Below are 19,070 nucleotides of genomic sequence, written 5' to 3'. Positions count from 1 at the left end.
AACTGTCCGCAGCCGTGACCAAGGGCGATCGGCTTCCGAACTTCTTTTGGCTCAAACAGGTCCCGTCGGCCAGCCGGGAGGACTACAGGCCGACGATTCGGACCGTGCTGGGGTGCGGCAGGTCGTAGAGGTGGCGGCAGCACGGTTTTGCCGCGTTCCAACCGAAACCACGGGTGCACGGCGCGGCGGCGGCCGGCACCGTGAGCGCGGTACCCGGATGGGCCTGGGAGACAAGAGGAGACCGGGCCGCGGGGGAGACGGATGGCGGCGGGTGCGCAGGACCGGCGACGTCCCGTTCCTGCGTCCGGGAACATGCGCGGACTGTGGCGCGAGGTATCGCGTCGGCCGCGGAGAGCGGCTCCCCTGCCGGTTGCCTGGAGCTCGACGAAGCCTCCAGGCAACCGACTCGAGACTCTAGTGTTCTGAGTCGGGAATTCTGTTCAGATAACTGGCGAGGCGTTCGAGGATCTCGTCCGCGGTCTTGGTCCAGACGTAGGGCTTGGGGTCGGTGTTCCAGGCGGCGATCCAGTTGCGGATGTCCTTCTCCAGGGCCTGGACGGACCTGTGGACGCCTCGCCGTATCTGCTTGTTGGTCAGTTCGGCGAACCATCGCTCGACGAGGTTCAGCCAGGACGAGCCGGTCGGTGTGAAGTGCAGATGGAACCGGGGGTGGGCCAGCAGCCACTTCTTGATCGCGGGGGTCTTGTGGGTGGCGTAGTTGTCATAGACGAGGTGGACGTCCAGGTCGGCGGGCACCTCTTTGTCGAGCTTGACCAGGAACTTCTTGAACTCCTCGGCCCGATGTCTGTGGTGCAGGGAACCGATCACTTTGCCGGTGGCGACCTCGAGGGCGGCGAACAGGGTGGTGGTGCCGGCACGGACGTAGTCGTGGGTCGCCCGCTCGGGAACCCCGGGCATCATCGGCAGCACCGGCTGGGACCGGTCCAGCGCCTGGATCTGCGACTTCTCGTCGACGCAGAACACCAGGGCCCGCTCGGGCGGGTCCAGATACAGGCCCACGACATCGTGGACCTTGTCGACGAAGTACGGATCGGTCGACAGCTTGAAGGTCTGCGACCGGTGCGGCTGCAGGCCGAACGCCCGCCAGATCCGTGACACCGACGACTGCGACAGGCCCATCTCCTTCGCCATCGACCGCGTCGACCAGTGCGTCGCGTTCTTCGGAGTGGATTCCAGCGTCCTGGTGACCACCGCGGCGACCTGTTCGTCCGTCACGGTCCTGGGACCGCCCGGACGTGGCATGTCACCCAGGCCGGAGATCCGGTCCTGCACGAACCGGGCCCGCCAGCGGCCCACCGCATGAGGCGTCGAACCCAACTGTTCCGCAACGTCCTTGTTCGACGCACCGGTCGCACAGGCCAGGATGATCCGACACCGCAAGGCCCACGCCTGCGGCGTGGAACGACGCCGCACCCACTCCTCGAGCGCGGCCCGTTCAGCATCCGACAGCGTCAACTCGGCCTTCGGCCGCCCCATCCGCGCCATAGAGCAAGCCTATACATCTGAACAGAATTCCCGACTCAGAACACTAGAAGAAGCCCAGTTTCTTCGCCGAGTAGCTCACCAGCAGGTTCTTCGTCTGCTGGTGGTACACGCTCACCGTCGCCTCTGACCTGCGGCAAAGGGTGGAACCGTCTGCTTCTGAGCTGATTTGGTCCGCACCTGGTCCGGATCTTGATGCGTGATCTGTGGTGTTGGCGTGCGAGTCCTGCGGTACGACATGGCACAGGTTGTAGAGGCCGTCCAGGGGCGTCTATGCCAGTTCAGTGCGGGCATGGAATTGCAGGTCAGAGCCTCTTGGTTCGGGAGAGTCTGCCCAGTTGGTGATGGCTGTGTGATACGCGGGTTATACGGCGAGACCCCACCGAGGTCCCGTGCTGACGGGATCTTTGCGCGGGTCCGTGAGACGGCGAAGCCGCGCCGGAGCACTCCGGTGCGGCTTCGCTGTGAGATCGAATGCGCTGGCGCGCACGATGCGATCGATGACTCGTGCGGTCCGTGGGTCTGTGACACTCTCAGGTGTCTGATTTGCGATCGCACCCGCTCATGCGTCCGTATGAGGGGTGCCTGTCCCTCCCGGCGCAACCGGGCCATATGAGTGCGCAGGGCTGATTCATAGTTGCCGTGTCCACAGGTTGTTGCTGGTCAGGGCAGCCTGAGCAGGTCGAGGGGGCGGGTGTGGAGCGCGTAGGAGACCCCGCGCGGGCCAGCCGCGATGCTGCGGTTCCCGGCCCGACGGAGGGTGTCGATGGCGAGGTTGCGCAGGGTGGCCATGTTCTCCGGGCCATACTTCGCTCGGATCTTGGAGGCGTCCTCGGCGAAGGTGGTGTCGCGCACGAAATGGAGCCGGTTCTCGATGCTCCACTGTGAGCGGGCGAGGTACGCGACCTTCTGCGGGGATGCCTGTTGGGCCGTCAGGTCGGTGATGACGTAGACGGTCTGGCGGGTGACCTTGCCCGTGCGGACGACCGTGCGGTGCCGCACGATCTTCGCGGCCTGGACCCCGTGGGGAAGTCCAGGTGGAGGTCGGTGACGGTGAGCACGCGGGTGGAGCGGGTCTCGCGCCGCTCGTGCCCGCGTTCGCGGTCGTAGCGCTGGGCCCGCACCTGGCTCCAGAGCAGGGACCGAAGGCGGCGCGCAGGCGGGGCTGGTTGCCCTTGACCAGCAGGAGGCAGGGAGCGTTCTTGTCCTCGACGAGGTGGCGGGCGTGGTCGTGCTGGGTGTGCAGGGCATCCGCGGTGACGGCGACGCCGGTCAGATCGAAGGGCGCGAGCAGGTGGGCGAAGCCGGTGACCTCGTTGGTCTTGGTCGGGACCCGCAGCTGGGTGACAGCGTGCCCGGTTCCGGTGACTGCTGCGAGGAGGTGGGCGGCGGGCCTGCGTGTCGGTGCGCGAGCCGCGCGCGGTCTTGCCGTCCACGGCCACCGTGCAGGTCCCGGCAGGGTTGATGCCGAGCAGGTCGGCCAGGCCGCCGGGGCAGACCGCGGCCAGGACGCGGCGAAGGGGGAAGGCGGACGGCGGAGTGCGGAGTGCGGACCCCGAGCGGTCCGTGGACGCGGATGCCGAGCCGAGCGAGGGTGTGCTGGGGAGCGTGGCGGGCCCATTGCCCGATCGCCAGGCAGGAGCGGACGCCGGCCAGGACCGCGCAGGCGGCGGTGAGGAGAACCGCGACCAGCGAGTGTCGTCGTCCGCGACGGTCGCGCGGGTCGGGCATAGCCGTCAACCGATCCGTCAACACGGACAGTTCGCGTGTGGCGGGGCTGAGCGACTTGATCAGGCAGACGGTGGCAGACTGGCGGCACATCGAAGCTCCGGTGACGCAAGGCGACTTCGGTCGGTCACCCCGTCAACCGGAGCCTCCTTGCGTTCGTGACGGCCTCGCCGGTCCCGTCACCCTCCGGTTGACCTGCACGACGCCCACCACCCGGACGATGAGTCAGCCCTGACCCCGGACCGGGGCCGAACAGCCCCTCTGGATATGCCTTCTGGGCCGGTGCCTACAAGACCGGTACGCTGCCGTGGACGGCCTGTGCCGTCGTCGATGCAGGGGGCGCACATGTCGAACACCATGGTCCTGCTCCTCTCCTTCGGCCCGCTCGCCATGGTCCTGGCGATGATCGCCGCGCACGGGTTGGGCGAGAGCAAGGACGCCTACATCGGGGAGGTCACCGGCCGGGGGGTGAGCAGTTCGACCGGTACCTACGGCCCGACGGGCTACTACATGATGCACATTCGCACCGACGAGGGGCGGGAGCTCAGCATCGAGGTGAACGGCCGGACGTATCGGTCGCTCGCCGTCGGCAACCGGGTGGGCAAGGAGTGGGGTAGGCGCTGGCCGGAGCGGTCGGAGTAGCGGAGCGAACAGCTCTGCCGCACCGTCCGGCACGCCCTCGCCGCCCGCGACCACCTCACGGCCCTGTACCAGGCACTCGGCTCGCCCGAAGGCCCGAAGGCCCGAAGGCACGCCGACCGGACGCGGGTCGCACCGGGGACACCGCAGACCGCGCGCGGCTCGCGCACCGACACCCTCCGTCGAGCCGGGACCGCAGCATCGCGGCTGGCCTGCGCGAGGTCTCCTACGCGCCCCACACCCCCCTCGACCTGGTCAGGCTGCCCCGACCAGCAACAACCTGTGGACACGACAACTATGAATCAGCCCTGTCCTATGAACAGGCCCAGTTGCTCGAGATTGGGAGGCCGCCTGCGGAGCCATGACCGAACGCCTGTTGCAGAGCCTGGAGGTGGACAGTGTGGCCAAGTGCATCGAGATTTATGGTGTGCCCCCGCTCCGCACTTACTCGGACGTGCAGGTGAGTATTGGTGAAGCGGTTGAGGTTCCATCCTTCGGCCCGCACCCTGCGGCTCGTTCCTGGCGACCAGGGCACGTGGCTCGTCGATCAGGCAGTCCACCTCACCGCCGAAGACACCCGGTGCCGAAAGCACGGATGCCGAGCTCCGCATGATTGCCGAGCGCACGGACACCGAGGCTCTGCGGACCGCACTTGAGCGCATGTGACTTAGCTAGGCAGTTTCGAACCGGGCAGCGGCACCGTGCTGGGGACCGGCTGAACGGTGTCGGTCGCCAACGCCGCGATGGCGGAGCGAGCACGACCGCGGTGGTGCTGGCCAGGCCGAGGAGGGCGGTGACGGTGAGCGCGATGGTGGGGTGCACTGGGAGGCGAGGACGGCTATGAGCAGAGGCTCGACGATGTACAGCAGTCCCTGAGCGCCGGTGTCGTGGACGAGCGCGGCGTACCGAAGGCGGGCGTCGGGCAGCACGCTCGGCCACAGCGCCCGCAGCCCGGCCTCCAGGGACGGAGTGGTCAGGCCGCCAGTGACGACGATGGTCGTGGCCAGGCGAACCTCGACATCACCTGACTGTGTAACCCGAGCCTCGACGATGTCGACAGTCTTCCCGCTCCTGAGGTTCTGGTGGCTGAGATCGTCGAGGACCTCCAGTTTGCTCTCTCGGAGTTCGCTGCGATTGCCGAGACGCTGGAGCAGGCCGAGGCTGATCGCCAGCCTTATGGCGCACTCGGGTCGGAGAGCGAAGAGAACGAGTAGCCCGAGATGCGGTCGTGCTCGGCACGGGGACCGAAAGGGTGCAGGGGACTTGCCAACTGTGCCCCACCCCAGGGCCCTTGTCAGTGCTTCGGTCTAGCCTTCGGCCATGCGACCGCCTCTCGAAAACGTTCTCCGCAATGCGCTCGTACAGAACCTGGAGCTGATCGAGCCGGGGCTCCGGCCGGTTCAGTTCGAGGAGTACCCGCTGCCCAACGCACACGGCACCAGGGGCAGCATCGACATCCTGGCCCGTGATCGCCATCAGATGTGGGTGGTCATCGAGCTGAAGCGGTCCCGGTCCAGCGCGCGGCAAGCCCTGCACGAGGTCAACAAGTACACCGAGCTTCTCTGCCGGGAGAAGAACCTCGCGCCGGACCGCATTCGTGCGGTGATCGTCGCAATGCCGGATGACTGGGAGGAACTCCTGATCGCCGTCAGTCATGCCGCGCGTGACTGGAGTCATGATCTTCGCGGATACCGACTGCTCTTGGACAACAACGGCACCCCCATCGGGACTGAGCGGGTGGAGCTCCTGCCCCGGGCGTTTGAACCCCGCATCACCCCCATCCACAACCTGTTCTTCTTCGCCACGGAGGAACAACGGGAGCAGGGCTGGAGGATCATCAGCAAGGTCGCGGACGAGCTGGGGGCGCTCGACCTGCTGGCGGCGGATCTGGACCGCGTAGCGGAGAAGCACTACATCCCTGCGCCTTTCGGCCTGTACCTGGCGATCGGCCGAGTGAACGAGGAACTCGCCGCAGTGGATCTCCTGGCTGGTTACGACGGGCCTGAGCCGTTCGCTGACGAGCACCAGGCGGAGTACCTGGCCCTCTGCGAGATCTGCAACCGTCTTGCGCGCAGCAAGCTGCACGGAATGAACATGGAGTCCGCACGGCCAGGGCTGTTGAAGAATCTCCGTGACGACCCCAACTGGGCCATTCAAGGCTTCCGAGGTACCGGCGCCTACGACGTCACAGCCGCCTTCGAAGAGCAGGACCTGTTCCGCTTCCTTACCGGGGACGAACGAGGAGACAGTCAGATCCTGTATACGGGCACCGCCAGCCCGCAGGTAGCCAGCCGTTGGAAGGCGTTCCGGCAGGAGGCTCGGCAGAGCCTGGCCGGCAACCACGAGTGGGATTCGCTGGTGGCCGGTTGGCTCGACGAAGTGGGCCCGAAGGTTGGTGAGGGAGACGTCGGACTGCACTTCTACAACCCCTGTGACCTCCTGCAAACAATCACCCATGGGTGGCCAGACGGCCTGGAGAATCTCCTGCCCATGGTCGTGGGCGAAGCCGTACCCCGCCACGGCCTACGCCACTCGGTACGTGGCGCCCTGTGTTGGAACGGCCGAGGCATGCCGTTGCCCGATGCGGTACGGCTCGTGTACCGCGATCCGCTGTTCCTGATGAGCAACATGTACGCGGGGGCCGTGTGGGAACGTGACCGAGAGCTCTTGGATCTCCTGGGGCTGCACTACGTGCTCCTGGAGAAGATCGGACCCGTTGGGTCCGAGGCGACGGTGGCCGAAGAGCACCGCATCTGGATACATCAAGATCAGGGTGCTCGCGTCTACTCCTCGGACACGGATCCTCGCGGGTACGCACAGGCGTACGCAACCATTGCGGCTGATGGCGAGATCGTCTCGATCGGGCAGTACCTCAACAGGCATTCCCATGAGGTGGAGCTGGTGGCTCGGGAGTACCGCGCCTTCACTCATGTCGTCTAAGGCGCCGTTTCTGATGGCGTGATCGTTCGTTGAGCAGTGCATGGCGGGTCTGGTTGAGCGGTTGGTTCCGGGCGAGTTGTGGGTGTTGTTCCGGCGGGTGGTCCAGCCGACGGAGGTCATACGTCCGCAGGGTGGCGGGCGGCGTCGGGCTGGTGACCGCGAATGCCTGGCGGCGGTCATCTTCGTGGCCACCTCGGGCTGCACCTGGCGGCAGCTGCCGCCGGTGTTCGGGCCGGCCTGGCCCACCGTCTACCAGCGCTTCGCCCGGTGGAGCCAGGCCCGGGTGTGGGCCAGGCTCCACCGGGTCGTCCTCGACGAACTCGGTGCGCGGGACGAGCTGGACTGGTCGCGGTGCGCGGGATCGATTCGGTCAGCGTCCGGGCGGCAAAGGGGGGCCCTTGACCGGACCGAATCCGACCGACCGCGGCAAGAGCGGATCGAAAATCCACCTCACCCCGACCGGAACGGCGTGCCGCTGTCGCTGGGCATCTCCGGCGCGAATATGCATGACAGTCTCGGCCTGCAGCCACTCGTGCGCGGGATCCCACCCGTCCGCTCCCGCCGCGGACCGCGCCGTCGGCGCCCCGCCAAGCTCCATGCCGACAAGGGTTACGACTACGATGAACTGCGGAAATGGCTTCGCGAGCGTCGCATCCGTCACTGCATCGCACGCAAGGGCATCGAGTCCTCCACCCGGCTCGGCCAGCACCGCTGGGTCGTCGAACGGACGGTGTCCTGGTCGGCTGCCGCCGCCTGCAGCGCCGCTACGAACGCAAGGCCGAACACTTCCTCGCCTTCGTCGGCATAGCCGCAGCCCTCATCGCCCACCGCCGACTCGCCATGTGAAACGACGTCTGAGTCCCGCGGCGGGTCAGAGTTGATCGGGAGGGCACCCAGTTGATGCTGTAGGTCTTCCTGGATCCAGGCCCGCGGGATCGAGTGCACCATTCTCGCCTGCTCCGGGGCGCTCTGGGCCGGTCCCACTATGCGGCAGGGCTGCTGCCGATGATCCGTCGGCCCGGCGTAGCGCCGTGGCTTGCACGACCGCAGAGATCAGCCCGATGACCATCGACGACGACCTCGCTCTGCTTGACCGGCAGCCAGCGGTCAGCCATCGGCACCTCAACTTTGCTGCTACAAGAGCAACTCACGTGGTAAGTCTCTGATGTTGTTCTCTTTCTCTGTTTGTCTCAGTCGCTGAAGCAACCGAAGCATCCGCCCTGACTGACCCGCTGACGTGAGGAGCCCGCACCGTGCCACCCACCCTCTACCGCGACACGGGTTACACCCTTCGGCACCTGATAGAGGACATCGAGGGTGGAAGGATCGGGCTTCCCGACATTCAGCGGCCGTTCGTCTGGTCCGCGACGAAGACCCGCGATCTCTTCGACTCGATGTACCGCGGCTACCCGATCGGCACCCTAATGTTCTGGGAGACCGGAGCCGAGGTGGGGACCCGACAGATCGGGACGGGAACGGGCGACCGGGCGCCCCAACGGCTGGTCGTGGACGGGCAGCAGCGACTCACCGCATTGTTCGCCGTACTCACCGGGCGCAAGGTCGTCAACAAGTCCTTCGACGAGGTCACGCTGCGGATCGCCTTCCACCCGCAGGACCAGACGTTCGAGGTCACGGACGCGGCAATCGAGCGAGACACCGCCTACATCCCGGACATCACCAAGCTCTGGGCCCCGGGCGGCCACCGTGGCGCCGTCCGGGAGTTCTTCCACCGGCTCGAACAGGCCGCAGGCGAGCCCCTGCCGACCACGACGAGGGACGAGCTGGAAGAGCGAATTGACCGCGTCCGGGGCCTGCACGACTTCCGTTTCCAGGTAGTGGAGTTGGACGCCGCAGCCGACGAGGAGCAGGTCGCGGAGATCTTCGTCCGTATCAACTTCCAGGGAGTGAAGCTCAACCAGTCCGACTTCATCCTCACCTTGATGTCGGTGCACTGGGAGAAGGGCCGACGTCAACTGGAGGACTTCTGCCGGGCCGCGGTGGTCGCGGGACTTCCCGGACCGAACCCGCGCAACCCGTTCCTGGACCCCAGCCCGGACCAGCTCCTGCGCGTCGCTGTCGCCGTGGCCTTCCGGCGTGCCCGGCTCCAGCACGTCTACAACGTGCTGCGAGGCAAGGACTTTGAGACCGGAAAGGTCTCCGCCGAGCGGCGCCAGGAACAGTTCGAACGGCTGGCGCAGGCGCACACGCAGGTCCTCGATCTGACCAGCTGGCACGAGTTCTTCCAGTGCATCACCGCGGCCGGCTTCCGTAGCCGCAAGATGATCACCTCTGACACCGCCCTGCTGTACAGCTACGCGCTGTGGCTGATCGGACTGCACGACTTCGGGCTGTCGGCGGAAGAACTCCGTCCGGTCGTCGCGCGCTGGTTCTTCATGGTGCACACTACCGGCCGTTACTCCAACTCCCCCGAGTCGCAGATGGAGTTTGATCTGGGTCGGATCGGCGGCCTGCCGCAGGGTGACGGCCAGGCGTTCGCCGCAGAACTCGCCCGGATCATCTCCGCGCACTTCACCGGTGACTACTGGGACATCTCCCTGCCGAACAGGCTCGACAGCTCATCGTCGTACTCCCCGGTGGTGTTCGCCTACCAGGCTGCGTTGAACATCCTGGACGCCGAGTTGCTCTGCGGTGACCAGCACATCCGCGACCTGATGGATCCGGCGGCCAGGCCCGCCCGGAAGGTTCCCCGGGACCGTCTGTTCTACTCCGAGACCCTCGCGGGTCTTGGTATCACCGACAAACGCCAGGTCAACGCCATCGCCAACATGGCATATGTGACGTGGCCGGCAAGCGAGAAGGGCAACACCGACGCACCTCACGTCTACTGGCCCAGGGTCACCGAGGCGATGGACCCGGAGGTGGTCAGGCGGCAGGCCCTGTGGCACGCGCTGCCGGTCGGCTGGGAGCAGCTCGACTACGCGGCCTTCCTGGAACGACGCCGCCAGCTGATCGCCCAAGTGGTACGGGAGGCGTTCGAGACGCTCAGCACGGACCGACCCGCGTACGTGCCCACCGCTGCGGCCGATCTGATCGCCGCCGGTGAGTCCCAGAGCACCGAGTTCAAGGCGAGTGCCCGCTGGAACGTTCACACCGGGGAGTACGACAAGTCCCTGCAGAACAATCTCGTCAAGACGGTCTGCGGTTTCCTCAACGGGGAGGGCGGCAACCTGTTCGTCGGCGTCGGTGACGACGGGACCGTACTAGGGATCGAGAACGATCTGTCCACCCTGCCGAAGCAGGCTGACCCCGATGGCTACGAACTGTTCGTACGCCAAGTCCTCGATGACAACCTGTCGGCCCCGACCGCGACCACCGTGCGGATCAGTTTTCCCGAGGTGGCCGACCGTGTCGTCTGCCGGGTCAGCGTGGCCGCGGCCGGCAAGGCCGTGTTCGCCAGGCCCGCCAAAGGCGGCAGTGCGGCCACCGACTTCTGGGTCCGGGTCGGTAACGCCACCAAGCAGCTGCATGGTGAGGGTCTCCTGCGGTACCGGGAGGAGCACTGGGGGTGATCGAAGAGGACCTACCTTGAAACAACCCGCGAGCATGCCGCCGTGTGACCACGTCCGGCGCCCGACGTCGTCCGCACTTCTTCGTACACTTCGCACCGCCGCGGACGACGCAAGGTAGCACCTCAGCCGGTCCGTGGCTGGTCCGGGACGGGCACCGATTCGCGGTGGACGAGTTCGGAAAGTTGCTGAACGGTCACGGATGGTCGCTTCAGCCTATGGGTGCCTGAAAGGGTAAAGCCCTCGCCAGGCACCCAACTTGAGGCTCTAGAAGAACCCAAGTTTCTTCGGACTGTATGAAACAAGAACGTTCTTCGTCTGCTGGCCGGTACAGGTGGCACGCGTCGCTGACCTGCGTAAAGGCGGGCTGGTCGATGCGGACCAGGTGGTGGAAGGGCCAGATCTGGCCGCCGTGGGTGTGGCCGGAGAGCTGGAGGTCGACGCCCGCTGCCGCGGCCCGGTCGACGAACTTGGGCTGGTGTGCCAGGAGCAGGACGGGCAGGTCGGGGTCGGCGCCGTTCAGGGCTCCGTCGAGGTGGGCGCGGTGGCCCGCCAGGCCGGAGGACTCGGCGGTGACGTCGTCCACGCCGGCGACCACGAGGGTGTCGCCTCCGCGTTCGAGCAGCAGGTGGCGGTTGCGCAGTGGCTCCCAGCCGAGCTCGTCCATCAGGTCGACCCAGCCCTGGGCCTCGCTGTAGTACTCGTGGTTGCCGGTGACGTAGACACGGGCCCGGGTGGCCCGCACGGTGCCGAGCGGGGTGGCCTGGGCGCGGCGGCGTTCGGCCGTGCCGTCCGCGATGTCGCCGGTGTGGCAGACGAGGTCGGCCTCCAGGGTGTTCACCGTCTCGCACACCCGTGCCGACCAGCCGGCGCGATCGAGTGGGCCGTAGTGGGTATCGGTGATCAGGGCGACACGGAGGCCGTCCAACCCGGCGGGCGCCGCGGGGGCCGGACCGGGCCAGTCGGGTCCGAAGGGCTCGGTCCCCTCGCCCAGTTCGTCCTCCGCGTTCTCCTCCCAGAACTCCGCGAGCACCTCGTCGGCGTCGTGGTCACCGGGGTAGGACGTCTCCTGCGGTTGCAACTCTCAGTCCGCCGGGCCGCCTTGACTGCCACCGACGTCCACGAGGACCGGCAGCAGCCCGGCCCGGGCGGCCTGTCCGCCCAGAGCGCTCCAGTTTCCGGGCGCGGCGGACTTGCCGGAGTGTCACAGCCGGGGCTTGTCCGACGGGTCGTCCGCCGAGGCCTCGATCAGTCTCCCGGGCGGGAGCCGCAGGCCCAGGGAACGGCCGCTCGGGTCGGTCGCCGGTGTGGGCAGCGGATTGGGAAGAGTCGCCATATCGGTGACTGTAGGGGCAGGCACTGACAGCGGACTCTGGTCCACCTCGCTTTCGAAGCATTCCCTCCCGCCGCCCGTCGCGGGCAGGAAGCAGGCCTGGACTACGGTTCCCGGGCGGGTCGCGGTCATGGGGGTGTGGACGTAGGTGTCCGCCTCGGCACGGTTGTTCACCCGGGCGACGCGGCCCCGCAGTTCGACCCCGTCGCCGATCCGCGTACCCCACATCCGTGCCCAACTGGTCCCGCACACCCTGCTGTACCGCAGTTGCACCGAGGCTCCCGTGGAGGTGAGGTGCTCGGTCAGGGTCTCGGGCTCGGCGCCGCACTTCGTGACCGCCGGATCTCTGCCCTCGCAGTCGGTGTCCCGGCAGCTCGGGCCGGTGGCGGACGGGGACGCCGACGCCGACGGCCGTGCCGGATCGCTCCGGTGGGGGACGAGGAGAAGGCTGAGCAGGACCGCCCCGAACACCAGGGCGGAAACCGCCGCGAGGACCGCCGCGGCCATCGCCTCCCGTTGGCCGGAGGACGGGGATGCTTCAGGCGTAGGCGTAGGCGTGGGCGCAGGGGTGGGACCAGGAGTCGGGGGCGGGGCGGTGAGCTGTGGTTGTGCCGGCTCCTTCGGCCCGCTGTTCTCCGACCTCGCGATCTCCCACAGCGCCAGACACCGGCCGTTCGGTTCCCCGGCGAGGCGGCACAGCTCCTGTATCGCCGGGCGCGGTGGCAGCGTCCTGCCCTTGAGGTAACGCTCCCAGGACGACTTGCTGAACGTGGTCTTCGCCGCGAGCCCCGCCAGACTCAGGCCGGTGCGGTCCTTCAATTCCCTGAGTCCGGCGGCCAGTCTGGCACTCTCCGGTGACGGCTCGGGCCTGGTCATCCGCGCAGGGCCTGCCAGGTGCGCGGTCCGACCATGCCGTCCACGTCCAGACCGGCGCGCTTCTGCATGGCCTTGACCGCTCGCTGTGTCAGCGGACCGAACATCCCGTCGATGCCGCCCGGTGAGATGCCCGCCCGGCGCAGCAGGCACTGCGCCTCGGCCACGTCGGAACCGGCGCCGCCGTAGGCGAGTTCGGCGTCCCGGGTGCGGCTGATGCCCGCGTACCAGAGACCGTCGATCTGCTGGATCCTGCACGTGTACACGAGCGGTGCGGACGCCGAGGCGGCGGCCGGGACGGGGGAAGTCACCGTCGGTCCGTTCTCGTGGGCGTTGAGACGCAGGACGAGCAGGACGGTCGAGGTGACGGCCAGTACCAGGGCGACCGCTCCCGCCACGAGCGCGATGCGCAGCGAACGACCGAGGGAAGGCTCGGGTCCGGCTCTTGTCGCCAAGGTGTCCGACACCACCGGAAACCCGGGTTGCGCCGGCTCCTCCGGCGAAGGCGAAGGCGCTGGAGTCGGCGTGGGTGCACGGCCGCCGTTCCAGGTGTCGGCGGCGACCTCGTGCAGCGCGAGCAGCCGGACCGGATCGACGCCGCCGATCCGGGCGAGCGCCTCCACGGCTTCCCGGGGCGGGAGCGACCTGCCGCCCAGATACCGCTCCCACGACTTCTGGCTGTACCCCGTCTTCGCCGCCAGTTGGAGCATGTTCAGCTCGCTGTGATCCTTCAGCCGGCGTAGCTGCGTCACCAACTGCCTCACACGCGGGTCCAGTTCGGCGGGCAGCGCTTTGCGGCGCGGCATGTTCCCCCCAGATGCGGTCATGACCATGATCAGCGGTCTCCCGCTTCGTCGCATTCTGCATGAGCAGTACGACGTCTGCCACAGCCGTCCCGCCGAACCGTCCCCGTGGACGGCGTTCGCGCAGGTCAGCGGGTGATGTGTCCCAGGTGACCGTCACTTGGGCAGAGGCTGTGGCGGCCGTCGCCGACCGCCCCGCACTATCGAGTCGTCACCTGCTCCTCCGTCGGGCCAGGTGCTCACCCACGATCCGAAAGAGGAACACATGCGATCGCACGTCCTGGCCAGGACCATCGTCAGCCTCACCACCGTCGCCGGCATCGCGGCCGGGAGCCTGGCGGCCGCGGGCACCAGCTACGCGGCGTCCGCGCCGGCCGCCCAGTCGGCGGTGACCTCTCAGTCCGCTGCCGCCACGACGACCAACCTCGGCCTGTCCACCGCGGAGGCCAAGAAGGTCCAGACCTGGCTGAAGCAGTACTGGGGCTACACCGACGACATCGACGGAAAGCTCGGCACCAACAGCTGGAAGGCGTTCCAGCGCGAACTCAAGCAGTACTGGGGCTACACCGGCGACATCGACGGCATCGTCGGCACCAACACGATCAAGGCCCTTCAGCGCCAACTGGCGAACAGCTGGGGCTACACCGGCGACATCGACGGCATCGCCGGATCCGGGACCCAGGACGCGTTCGCGCGGTTCGCCAACGGCGGCTGACTGAGCGGCTGCGGCCCGTCCTCCCTTCCGGGCGGACGGGCCGCAGCCTGTCGTCTCAGGGACGTTCGGGCGTCCGGATGAAGCACACTACCCCGCCGAGTTCAAAGCAGATGCGGTCGCGTTGTACCGGTCTCGTCCTGGAGCGACGGTCAAGTCGGTCGCCGCTGATCTCGGAGTGAACACCGAGACGCTGCGGAACTGGATCCGGGCCGCCGACGGACGCAGGTCCTGCGCCCACTCCACACCTGCGGTGGCGCCGCGGCCTGGTGATGACACGGTTCAGAGTGAATCGCTGCTGACGTGTCGAAACGAAATCAGATGACATTAAAACCGGGGTGTTCTTTCGACTCCGGTTCGGATACCGGCCCGGACGGTCCGCCTTGGATGCGGTGAGGAAACGGCTCGCGGCCAATGGAAGGCACTTGTGAAGCTGCAGGAAATCGCCCGGCGATATCCTCGCATGTTCGCGCACTGGCGCCTTGCCCCAACAGTGAGAGCCGTACTGGTTTGCTGATCAGGACGACAAGAGCTATGTAACGGGAGACTGTTGAGCAAGGTTCTGTGAGGGCCGAGGGGCGAAATCCCCCTCGGCTACTCGGCGACGCGCTGGTGAACTGCTGCCAGTTCGTTGAGGACCACTAGCACCGGTTCGGCGGCAAGCGGCTCTGCGACATCCTGGGCATCGCCCGCTCGAACTTCTACCCTGACCCGAGCCGCATAGACGTGTTCAAATCCGGGGTCAAGGCCCGCCGCCGATTTTCCTGTTTCCAAGACAGCAGAATTCGGCCATTTATGTCGCACGGCATTGTGTGTATGGGGGCGGGCTGTCACCGTCGTGCGAGGAATGGAAATTCGATCATGATATTCGACTGCCTCGACTCCGTTGTCGAGCGCGGTAGACGTCGGCTCGCAAATGCGCCCTACGGAACGAAACGCCAACTTCGCCATGATTTACCGACCCCGGCCCGAAGGGGGCGTCCGCCGGCGTGTGAAATCTTCCATGACCGGAAAATCCGGCGCCACTGACAATCCGTAGATCCATTGAAGAGGATATTTCGTACCCATGAGAAACACAGTTATTTCACCTGCCAATACATTCCATGTCCGGAATCGCCACAGGATCGGGGTTTTCCTCGCTACTGCGGCGGTCCTTTCGACGGCCACTCTGCTCGGTGCCGGTCCGGCGGTGGCCGCGCCGGCGGCGATCAAGCTGACCTCCGCCTCCTGTCCCACCGAGATCCTGCAGGGTCAGTCGAGCGGCTGCGTCACCGAGTTGCAGAACCTGCTCAACGCCCACGGCGCCGGGCTGACGGTGGACGGCAGCTTCGGCGCCGCCACCTTGTACGCGGTCCGCGAGTACCAGGCCTCCGTCGCGATCGCCGTGGACGGACGGGTGGGCCCCGGCACCAAGGTCAAGCTCTACGCCACCGGCGGCTCGGCGCCCGCGCCGATCAACCTCCTGTCCTCCTCGTGCCCGGCGAACGTCGTCCAGGGCAACAAGAGCGGCTGCGTCACCGAACTGCAGCGGCTGCTCCGCCACTTCGGCTACAGCGTCGACGCGGACGGTGAGTTCGGGGCGGGCACCCTGGCGGCGGTGAAGTCCTTCCAGTCCGGGCACGGCCTGACGGCCGACGGTCAGGTCGGGCCGAGCACCAAGGCCGAGCTCTACAACACCGACGAGTCCGGGTCGACGGCTCTGGACCTGCGCTCGGCGGCCTGCCCGACGACCATCACGGAGGACCAGAGCGGCGGTTGCGTCCTGACCCTGCAGGCCCTGCTCAACGGTCAGGGACAACACGTGGCCGTCGACGGCCAGTTCGGCGCCGAGACCTTCGTGGCCGTGCAGGCGTTCCAGACCGCGCACGGCCTGGAGCCCGACGGCGACGTCGGCCCGAACACCAAGGCCGCCCTGTACGCCAACATCAGCGGTGGCGGCGGCAACGGCGCCCCGTCGCCGATCAACCTGACCTCGGCGTCCTGCCCGAACGAGATCATCAAGGGCCAGAAGAGCGGCTGTGTCACCGAACTGCAGAGCCTGCTCAACCACCATGGCGCCGACCTCGCCGTGGACGGCGAGTTCGGGGCGATGACCGACGCCGCGGTGCGGGACTTCCAGTCCGAGAAAGGCCTCACGGTCGACGGCAGGGTCGGGCCGGGCACCAAGTCGGCCCTGTACGGGGCGGTCACCCCGCCGGCCACGACCCCGCCCGGCGGCGGCTACAGCAAGATGCTCGACGTGGCCGCGGCCGAGGTCGGCACGCTCCAGGGCAGCGCCCGGGCGAACAGCTACGGCTCCGCCGTGGGCATGTCCAAGTCCACCAACGACTATGCCTGGTGCGCGACCTTCGTGAGCTGGGTGGCCAAGCAGACGGGGGCCACCACCTTCAACGACACCTACGTCTCGGGCTGGGTCAACAAGGCACGGGCCGGCCAGCGGCACCTCTCGGTGACGACCGACCCGCAGCCCGGCGACATCGTGGCCTATGACTGGAACGGCGGCAGTAACTTCAACGACGGGAACGAGCACATCGGCATCGTGCGCACGGTGAGCGGCGGCTCCAGCTTCACCGCCGTCGAGGGCAACACCAGTGATCCCAACGGCAACGGGCCGGACGGTGTCTACATCAAGAACCGCACCACGGCTTCGACCTACGACGTGGTCTTCATCCGCGTCCGCTGACCGGGTACCGGACCGAGGCGCCGTTTCCTCCGGGCACCCTGATCCCGTGGCACCGGCAGACGGTCGCCCCGTCGACACGACGCCCGCCCGTGATCCGTCCGGCACGACCGGACGGATCACGGCCTTAGAGCTCCTAACGAAATGATCTTCGAAGTGGTTGGATCGCTCCGGGACCATTGATCCGGGGGTGCGGGGTGGCTCGGCCGAAGCCGTGGGAAGTTGACGACGAGTTGTGGGCGGTGGTCGAGCCGCTGTTGCCCAGGGTCGAGCGTCGAAGTCGGCATCCGGGGCGCAAGCGGCATCCGGACCGGCTGGTGTTCCAGGGCATCCTGTTCGTGCTGCACACCGGGATCGCCTGGGAACACCTGCCGCAGGAACTCGGCTTCGGCTCGGGCATGACCTGCTGGCGCCGCCTGGCCGAGTGGACAGAAGCCGGTGTGTGGCGCCGGCTGCACGAGGTCCTCCTCGCGAAACTGCGCGGCGCGAACGCCCTGGACTTCACTCGGGCGGCCGTCGACGGCTCCCACATCCGGGCGTTAAAGGGGGCCCCAAGACAGGACGAAGCCCTGTCGACCGGGGCAGGACGGGCAGCAAGCACCACTTGATCACCGACGCCACCGGCATCCCGCTGGCCGCCACGCTGACCGGCGGCAACCGCAACGACGTCACGCAGCTGATCCCACTGCTCCAGGCCGTGCCGCCGGTGCGGGGCAAGCGCGGACGGCCCCGGCGCCGCCCGGACACGGTGCTGGGCGACCGCGGCTACGACCACGACAAGTACCGCCGGCTGGTCCGGGATCTCGGAGTGAAGCCCCCGATAGCCCGCCGCGGCACCGAGCACGGCTCCGGCTTGGGGACTCAACGCTGGGTCGTGGAGCGCGCGTTCGCCCACCTGCACTGGTTTCGCCGCCTGCGGATCCGCTGGGAGATCCGCGACGACATCCACGAAGCATTCCTCACCCTCGGATGCGCACTCATCTGCTGGCGACGCCTGCGTGCTCTGGCGAGCGATGCCGTGAGCTAGTCAGCCGCCGCCAGCCGGTTGAGGACTTCCATCGGGGTGAAGCTCCAGCCAACGAGGCGTGGCCCGCTCCAGTTGATGCCGATCATGAGTCCCTCCTGGGCGGCATCGGGCAGTTCGCGGTCGCGCCAGCCTTCCAGGGGCGTGGATTCGACCCGTAGCCCATGCCCCCAGATCTTCGCTGCCCTCTGGGCGCGGGCCGAGGTCGACCAGAAGGGAAGACTTCGCGTGCCGTCCGCGGAGAGGGGAGCCGGGCTTCCGTCGTCATCCCGGACAAGCCAGACCACTCCGCTCTGGCTGACGTCCCGGAAGAACGCTGCCACTTGCGAACCACTCCGACTCATAGCCACCGATCCTAGCGTTCCCCACTGCTCATTTCGTTAGGAGTTCTAAGAGCCTGTTCCAGGTTCAGATCATCGGTTTCTGGATTTGCCGATGTGCGGCAGCCTGGGCCTGGTGGTTGTCGAGGATGGCGCGTGGTGATCTCTCGGATGCCGAGTGGGAGTTGGTCGAGCCGTTCTTGCCGGTGGGTGCGTGGCCCGATCCCTTACCTGCGGCGGCAGTTCAACGGTGCGATGTGGCGGTTCAGGGCCGGGAGCCCCCGGCGTGACGTGCCGGAGCAGTACGGCTCCTGGTCGACCGTCTACGGCGCGTTCCAGCGCTGGGCGGTGGCCGGGACCTTCCGGATGCTGATAGACGGGATGATCGCCGAAGCCGCGGCCCGCGGGCAGGCGGATCTCGATCTGGTCAGTGTGGATTCCATGGTTTCGCGCGCTCATCATCACGCGGCCGGGATGGTGGTCGACCCCGAACTCCTCGAGGGCCTGGAGAAGGCCGTCGCCGAGGAAAAGGGGCTCCTCGAAAGGGGCAAAGCGCCCCGATAGCCCCGCTTGGAGAGGAGGACGACCAGGCAGCGCGCGAGGAACGCCGCCGAACACGCCGACGTCACAAAGCCCGGCTCCGCGCGGCCGAACTGGGTCGCTCGCGCGGTGGTCTGACCACCAGACCCACCTCGCGGCCGACCGCCGGTGCCGGCCGCTGTCGTTCGTCGTCACCCCGGGTCAGGCCGCCGACAGTCCCCGCTTCATCCCGGTGCTGGAGGGCGTCAGGGTTCGCGGACCGGTCGGCCGCCCGCGCCCCAGAACGGCAGCTACCGCCGACGTTCGCTTCCCATTAGGCGTACTCCTCCCGTGCGAACCGCGCCTACCTGCGGCGACGCCGCATCCGCAGTGTCATCCCGGAGAAGGTCGACCAGGCAGCCAACCGCAAGAAGAAAGGCTCGCGCGGTGGCCGCCCGGTCGGGCATGA

The 19,070-nt window shown here is 67.4% G+C and carries 16 protein-coding genes and 2 pseudogenes; 10 read left to right on the top strand and 8 right to left on the bottom strand.

Annotated features, from left to right (window positions below; translation table 11 throughout):
- Nucleotides 1-414: 414 nt before the first annotated feature.
- The 3 genes from ACH4S8_RS09790 to ACH4S8_RS09780 form a co-directional block, all read right to left on the bottom strand.
- Nucleotides 415-1,497, bottom strand: coding sequence for an IS630 family transposase (locus ACH4S8_RS09790; protein ID WP_398392370.1), 1,083 nt, complete (start codon nucleotides 1,495-1,497; stop codon nucleotides 415-417).
- A 669-nt stretch (nucleotides 1,498-2,166) separates the two neighbouring features.
- The gene (locus ACH4S8_RS09785) at nucleotides 2,167-2,505 is read right to left on the bottom strand and encodes a hypothetical protein (RefSeq protein ID WP_398392170.1); all 339 of its coding nucleotides are present in this window, start codon (nucleotides 2,503-2,505) and stop codon (nucleotides 2,167-2,169) included.
- 270 nt (nucleotides 2,506-2,775) lie between these two features.
- A complete protein-coding gene (locus tag ACH4S8_RS09780) occupies nucleotides 2,776-3,324 on the bottom strand; it encodes a transposase family protein (protein WP_398392169.1) in 549 nt (182 codons plus the stop codon).
- Between the two features lie 252 nt (nucleotides 3,325-3,576).
- Here ACH4S8_RS09780 and ACH4S8_RS09775 point away from each other — a divergent pair, with 252 nt between their 5' ends.
- From ACH4S8_RS09775 to ACH4S8_RS09755, 5 genes are all read left to right on the top strand, one after another.
- Nucleotides 3,577-3,873: a hypothetical protein gene (locus ACH4S8_RS09775; RefSeq protein ID WP_398392168.1), complete on the top strand. Its 297-nt coding sequence runs from the start codon at nucleotides 3,577-3,579 to the stop codon at nucleotides 3,871-3,873.
- Nucleotides 3,874-4,952: 1,079 nt separating this feature from the next.
- Nucleotides 4,953-5,084 (top strand): hypothetical protein, encoded by a 132-nt coding sequence (locus ACH4S8_RS09770; protein ID WP_398392167.1) that lies wholly within the window; start codon nucleotides 4,953-4,955, stop codon nucleotides 5,082-5,084.
- Nucleotides 5,085-5,190: 106 nt separating this feature from the next.
- Nucleotides 5,191-6,810 carry an endonuclease NucS domain-containing protein gene (locus ACH4S8_RS09765; RefSeq protein WP_398392166.1) on the top strand — a complete coding sequence of 540 codons (1,620 nt, stop codon included), beginning with the start codon at nucleotides 5,191-5,193 and terminating at the stop codon, nucleotides 6,808-6,810.
- 40 nt (nucleotides 6,811-6,850) lie between these two features.
- Nucleotides 6,851-7,618, top strand: a complete 768-nt coding sequence (locus tag ACH4S8_RS09760) for an IS5 family transposase (protein WP_398392165.1) — start codon at nucleotides 6,851-6,853, stop codon at nucleotides 7,616-7,618.
- Between the two features lie 445 nt (nucleotides 7,619-8,063).
- Nucleotides 8,064-10,340 (top strand): DUF262 domain-containing protein, encoded by a 2,277-nt coding sequence (locus tag ACH4S8_RS09755; protein ID WP_398392164.1) that lies wholly within the window; start codon nucleotides 8,064-8,066, stop codon nucleotides 10,338-10,340.
- Nucleotides 10,341-10,683: 343 nt separating this feature from the next.
- Here the strand turns inward: ACH4S8_RS09755 and ACH4S8_RS09750 are convergent.
- From ACH4S8_RS09750 to ACH4S8_RS09740, 3 genes and pseudogenes are all read right to left on the bottom strand, one after another.
- Nucleotides 10,684-11,283 (bottom strand): annotated as a pseudogene (locus ACH4S8_RS09750) (metallophosphoesterase); the annotation flags it as partial.
- 258 nt (nucleotides 11,284-11,541) lie between these two features.
- On the bottom strand, nucleotides 11,542-12,546 hold the full coding sequence (locus ACH4S8_RS09745; protein ID WP_398392163.1) for a helix-turn-helix domain-containing protein: 1,005 nt from the start codon (nucleotides 12,544-12,546) through the stop codon (nucleotides 11,542-11,544).
- Nucleotides 12,543-13,370 carry a peptidoglycan-binding protein gene (locus ACH4S8_RS09740; protein ID WP_398392162.1) on the bottom strand — a complete coding sequence of 276 codons (828 nt, stop codon included), beginning with the start codon at nucleotides 13,368-13,370 and terminating at the stop codon, nucleotides 12,543-12,545. The genes ACH4S8_RS09745 and ACH4S8_RS09740 overlap by 4 nt, the downstream gene beginning before the upstream one ends.
- Nucleotides 13,371-13,611: 241 nt before the next feature.
- Between ACH4S8_RS09740 and ACH4S8_RS09735 the strand changes: the two genes are divergently transcribed.
- Both ACH4S8_RS09735 and ACH4S8_RS09730 read left to right on the top strand, forming a co-directional pair.
- Complete coding sequence (locus ACH4S8_RS09735; RefSeq protein WP_398392161.1) at nucleotides 13,612-14,061, top strand: peptidoglycan-binding domain-containing protein; 450 nt, start codon at nucleotides 13,612-13,614, stop codon at nucleotides 14,059-14,061.
- Between the two features lie 97 nt (nucleotides 14,062-14,158).
- Nucleotides 14,159-14,383, top strand: a pseudogene (locus tag ACH4S8_RS09730) (transposase); the annotation flags it as partial.
- 269 nt (nucleotides 14,384-14,652) lie between these two features.
- Here the strand turns inward: ACH4S8_RS09730 and ACH4S8_RS09725 are convergent.
- Complete coding sequence (locus ACH4S8_RS09725; protein ID WP_398392160.1) at nucleotides 14,653-15,009, bottom strand: hypothetical protein; 357 nt, start codon at nucleotides 15,007-15,009, stop codon at nucleotides 14,653-14,655.
- A 238-nt stretch (nucleotides 15,010-15,247) separates the two neighbouring features.
- Between ACH4S8_RS09725 and ACH4S8_RS09720 the strand changes: the two genes are divergently transcribed.
- Both ACH4S8_RS09720 and ACH4S8_RS09715 read left to right on the top strand, forming a co-directional pair.
- Complete coding sequence (locus ACH4S8_RS09720) at nucleotides 15,248-16,741, top strand: peptidoglycan-binding protein (RefSeq protein WP_398392159.1); 1,494 nt, start codon at nucleotides 15,248-15,250, stop codon at nucleotides 16,739-16,741.
- A gap of 194 nt (nucleotides 16,742-16,935) precedes the next feature.
- Nucleotides 16,936-17,765 (top strand): IS5 family transposase gene (locus tag ACH4S8_RS09715; protein ID WP_398392158.1). Its coding sequence is split into 2 segments (ribosomal slippage): nucleotides 16,936-17,278 and nucleotides 17,278-17,765, totalling 831 coding nucleotides; the frame shifts between segments, so codons are not numbered across the junction.
- On the opposite strand, the gene ACH4S8_RS09710 is transcribed toward ACH4S8_RS09715, so the two are convergent.
- The gene (locus ACH4S8_RS09710) at nucleotides 17,762-18,085 is read right to left on the bottom strand and encodes a DUF2750 domain-containing protein (protein ID WP_398392157.1); all 324 of its coding nucleotides are present in this window, start codon (nucleotides 18,083-18,085) and stop codon (nucleotides 17,762-17,764) included. The two genes, ACH4S8_RS09715 and ACH4S8_RS09710, sit on opposite strands and share 4 nt — an antisense overlap.
- 114 nt (nucleotides 18,086-18,199) lie before the next feature.
- On the opposite strand from ACH4S8_RS09710, the gene ACH4S8_RS09705 reads away from it, so the two are divergent.
- Nucleotides 18,200-18,646 (top strand): transposase, encoded by a 447-nt coding sequence (locus ACH4S8_RS09705; protein WP_398392156.1) that lies wholly within the window; start codon nucleotides 18,200-18,202, stop codon nucleotides 18,644-18,646.
- Nucleotides 18,647-19,070 lie beyond the last annotated feature (424 nt).

Source organism: Streptomyces sp. NPDC021080 (assembly GCF_044333225.1).
GTDB lineage: Bacteria > Actinomycetota > Actinomycetes > Streptomycetales > Streptomycetaceae > Streptomyces.
Note: the sequence above shows the minus strand (reverse complement) of the source record. Positions and strands in the feature narration are given on the sequence as shown.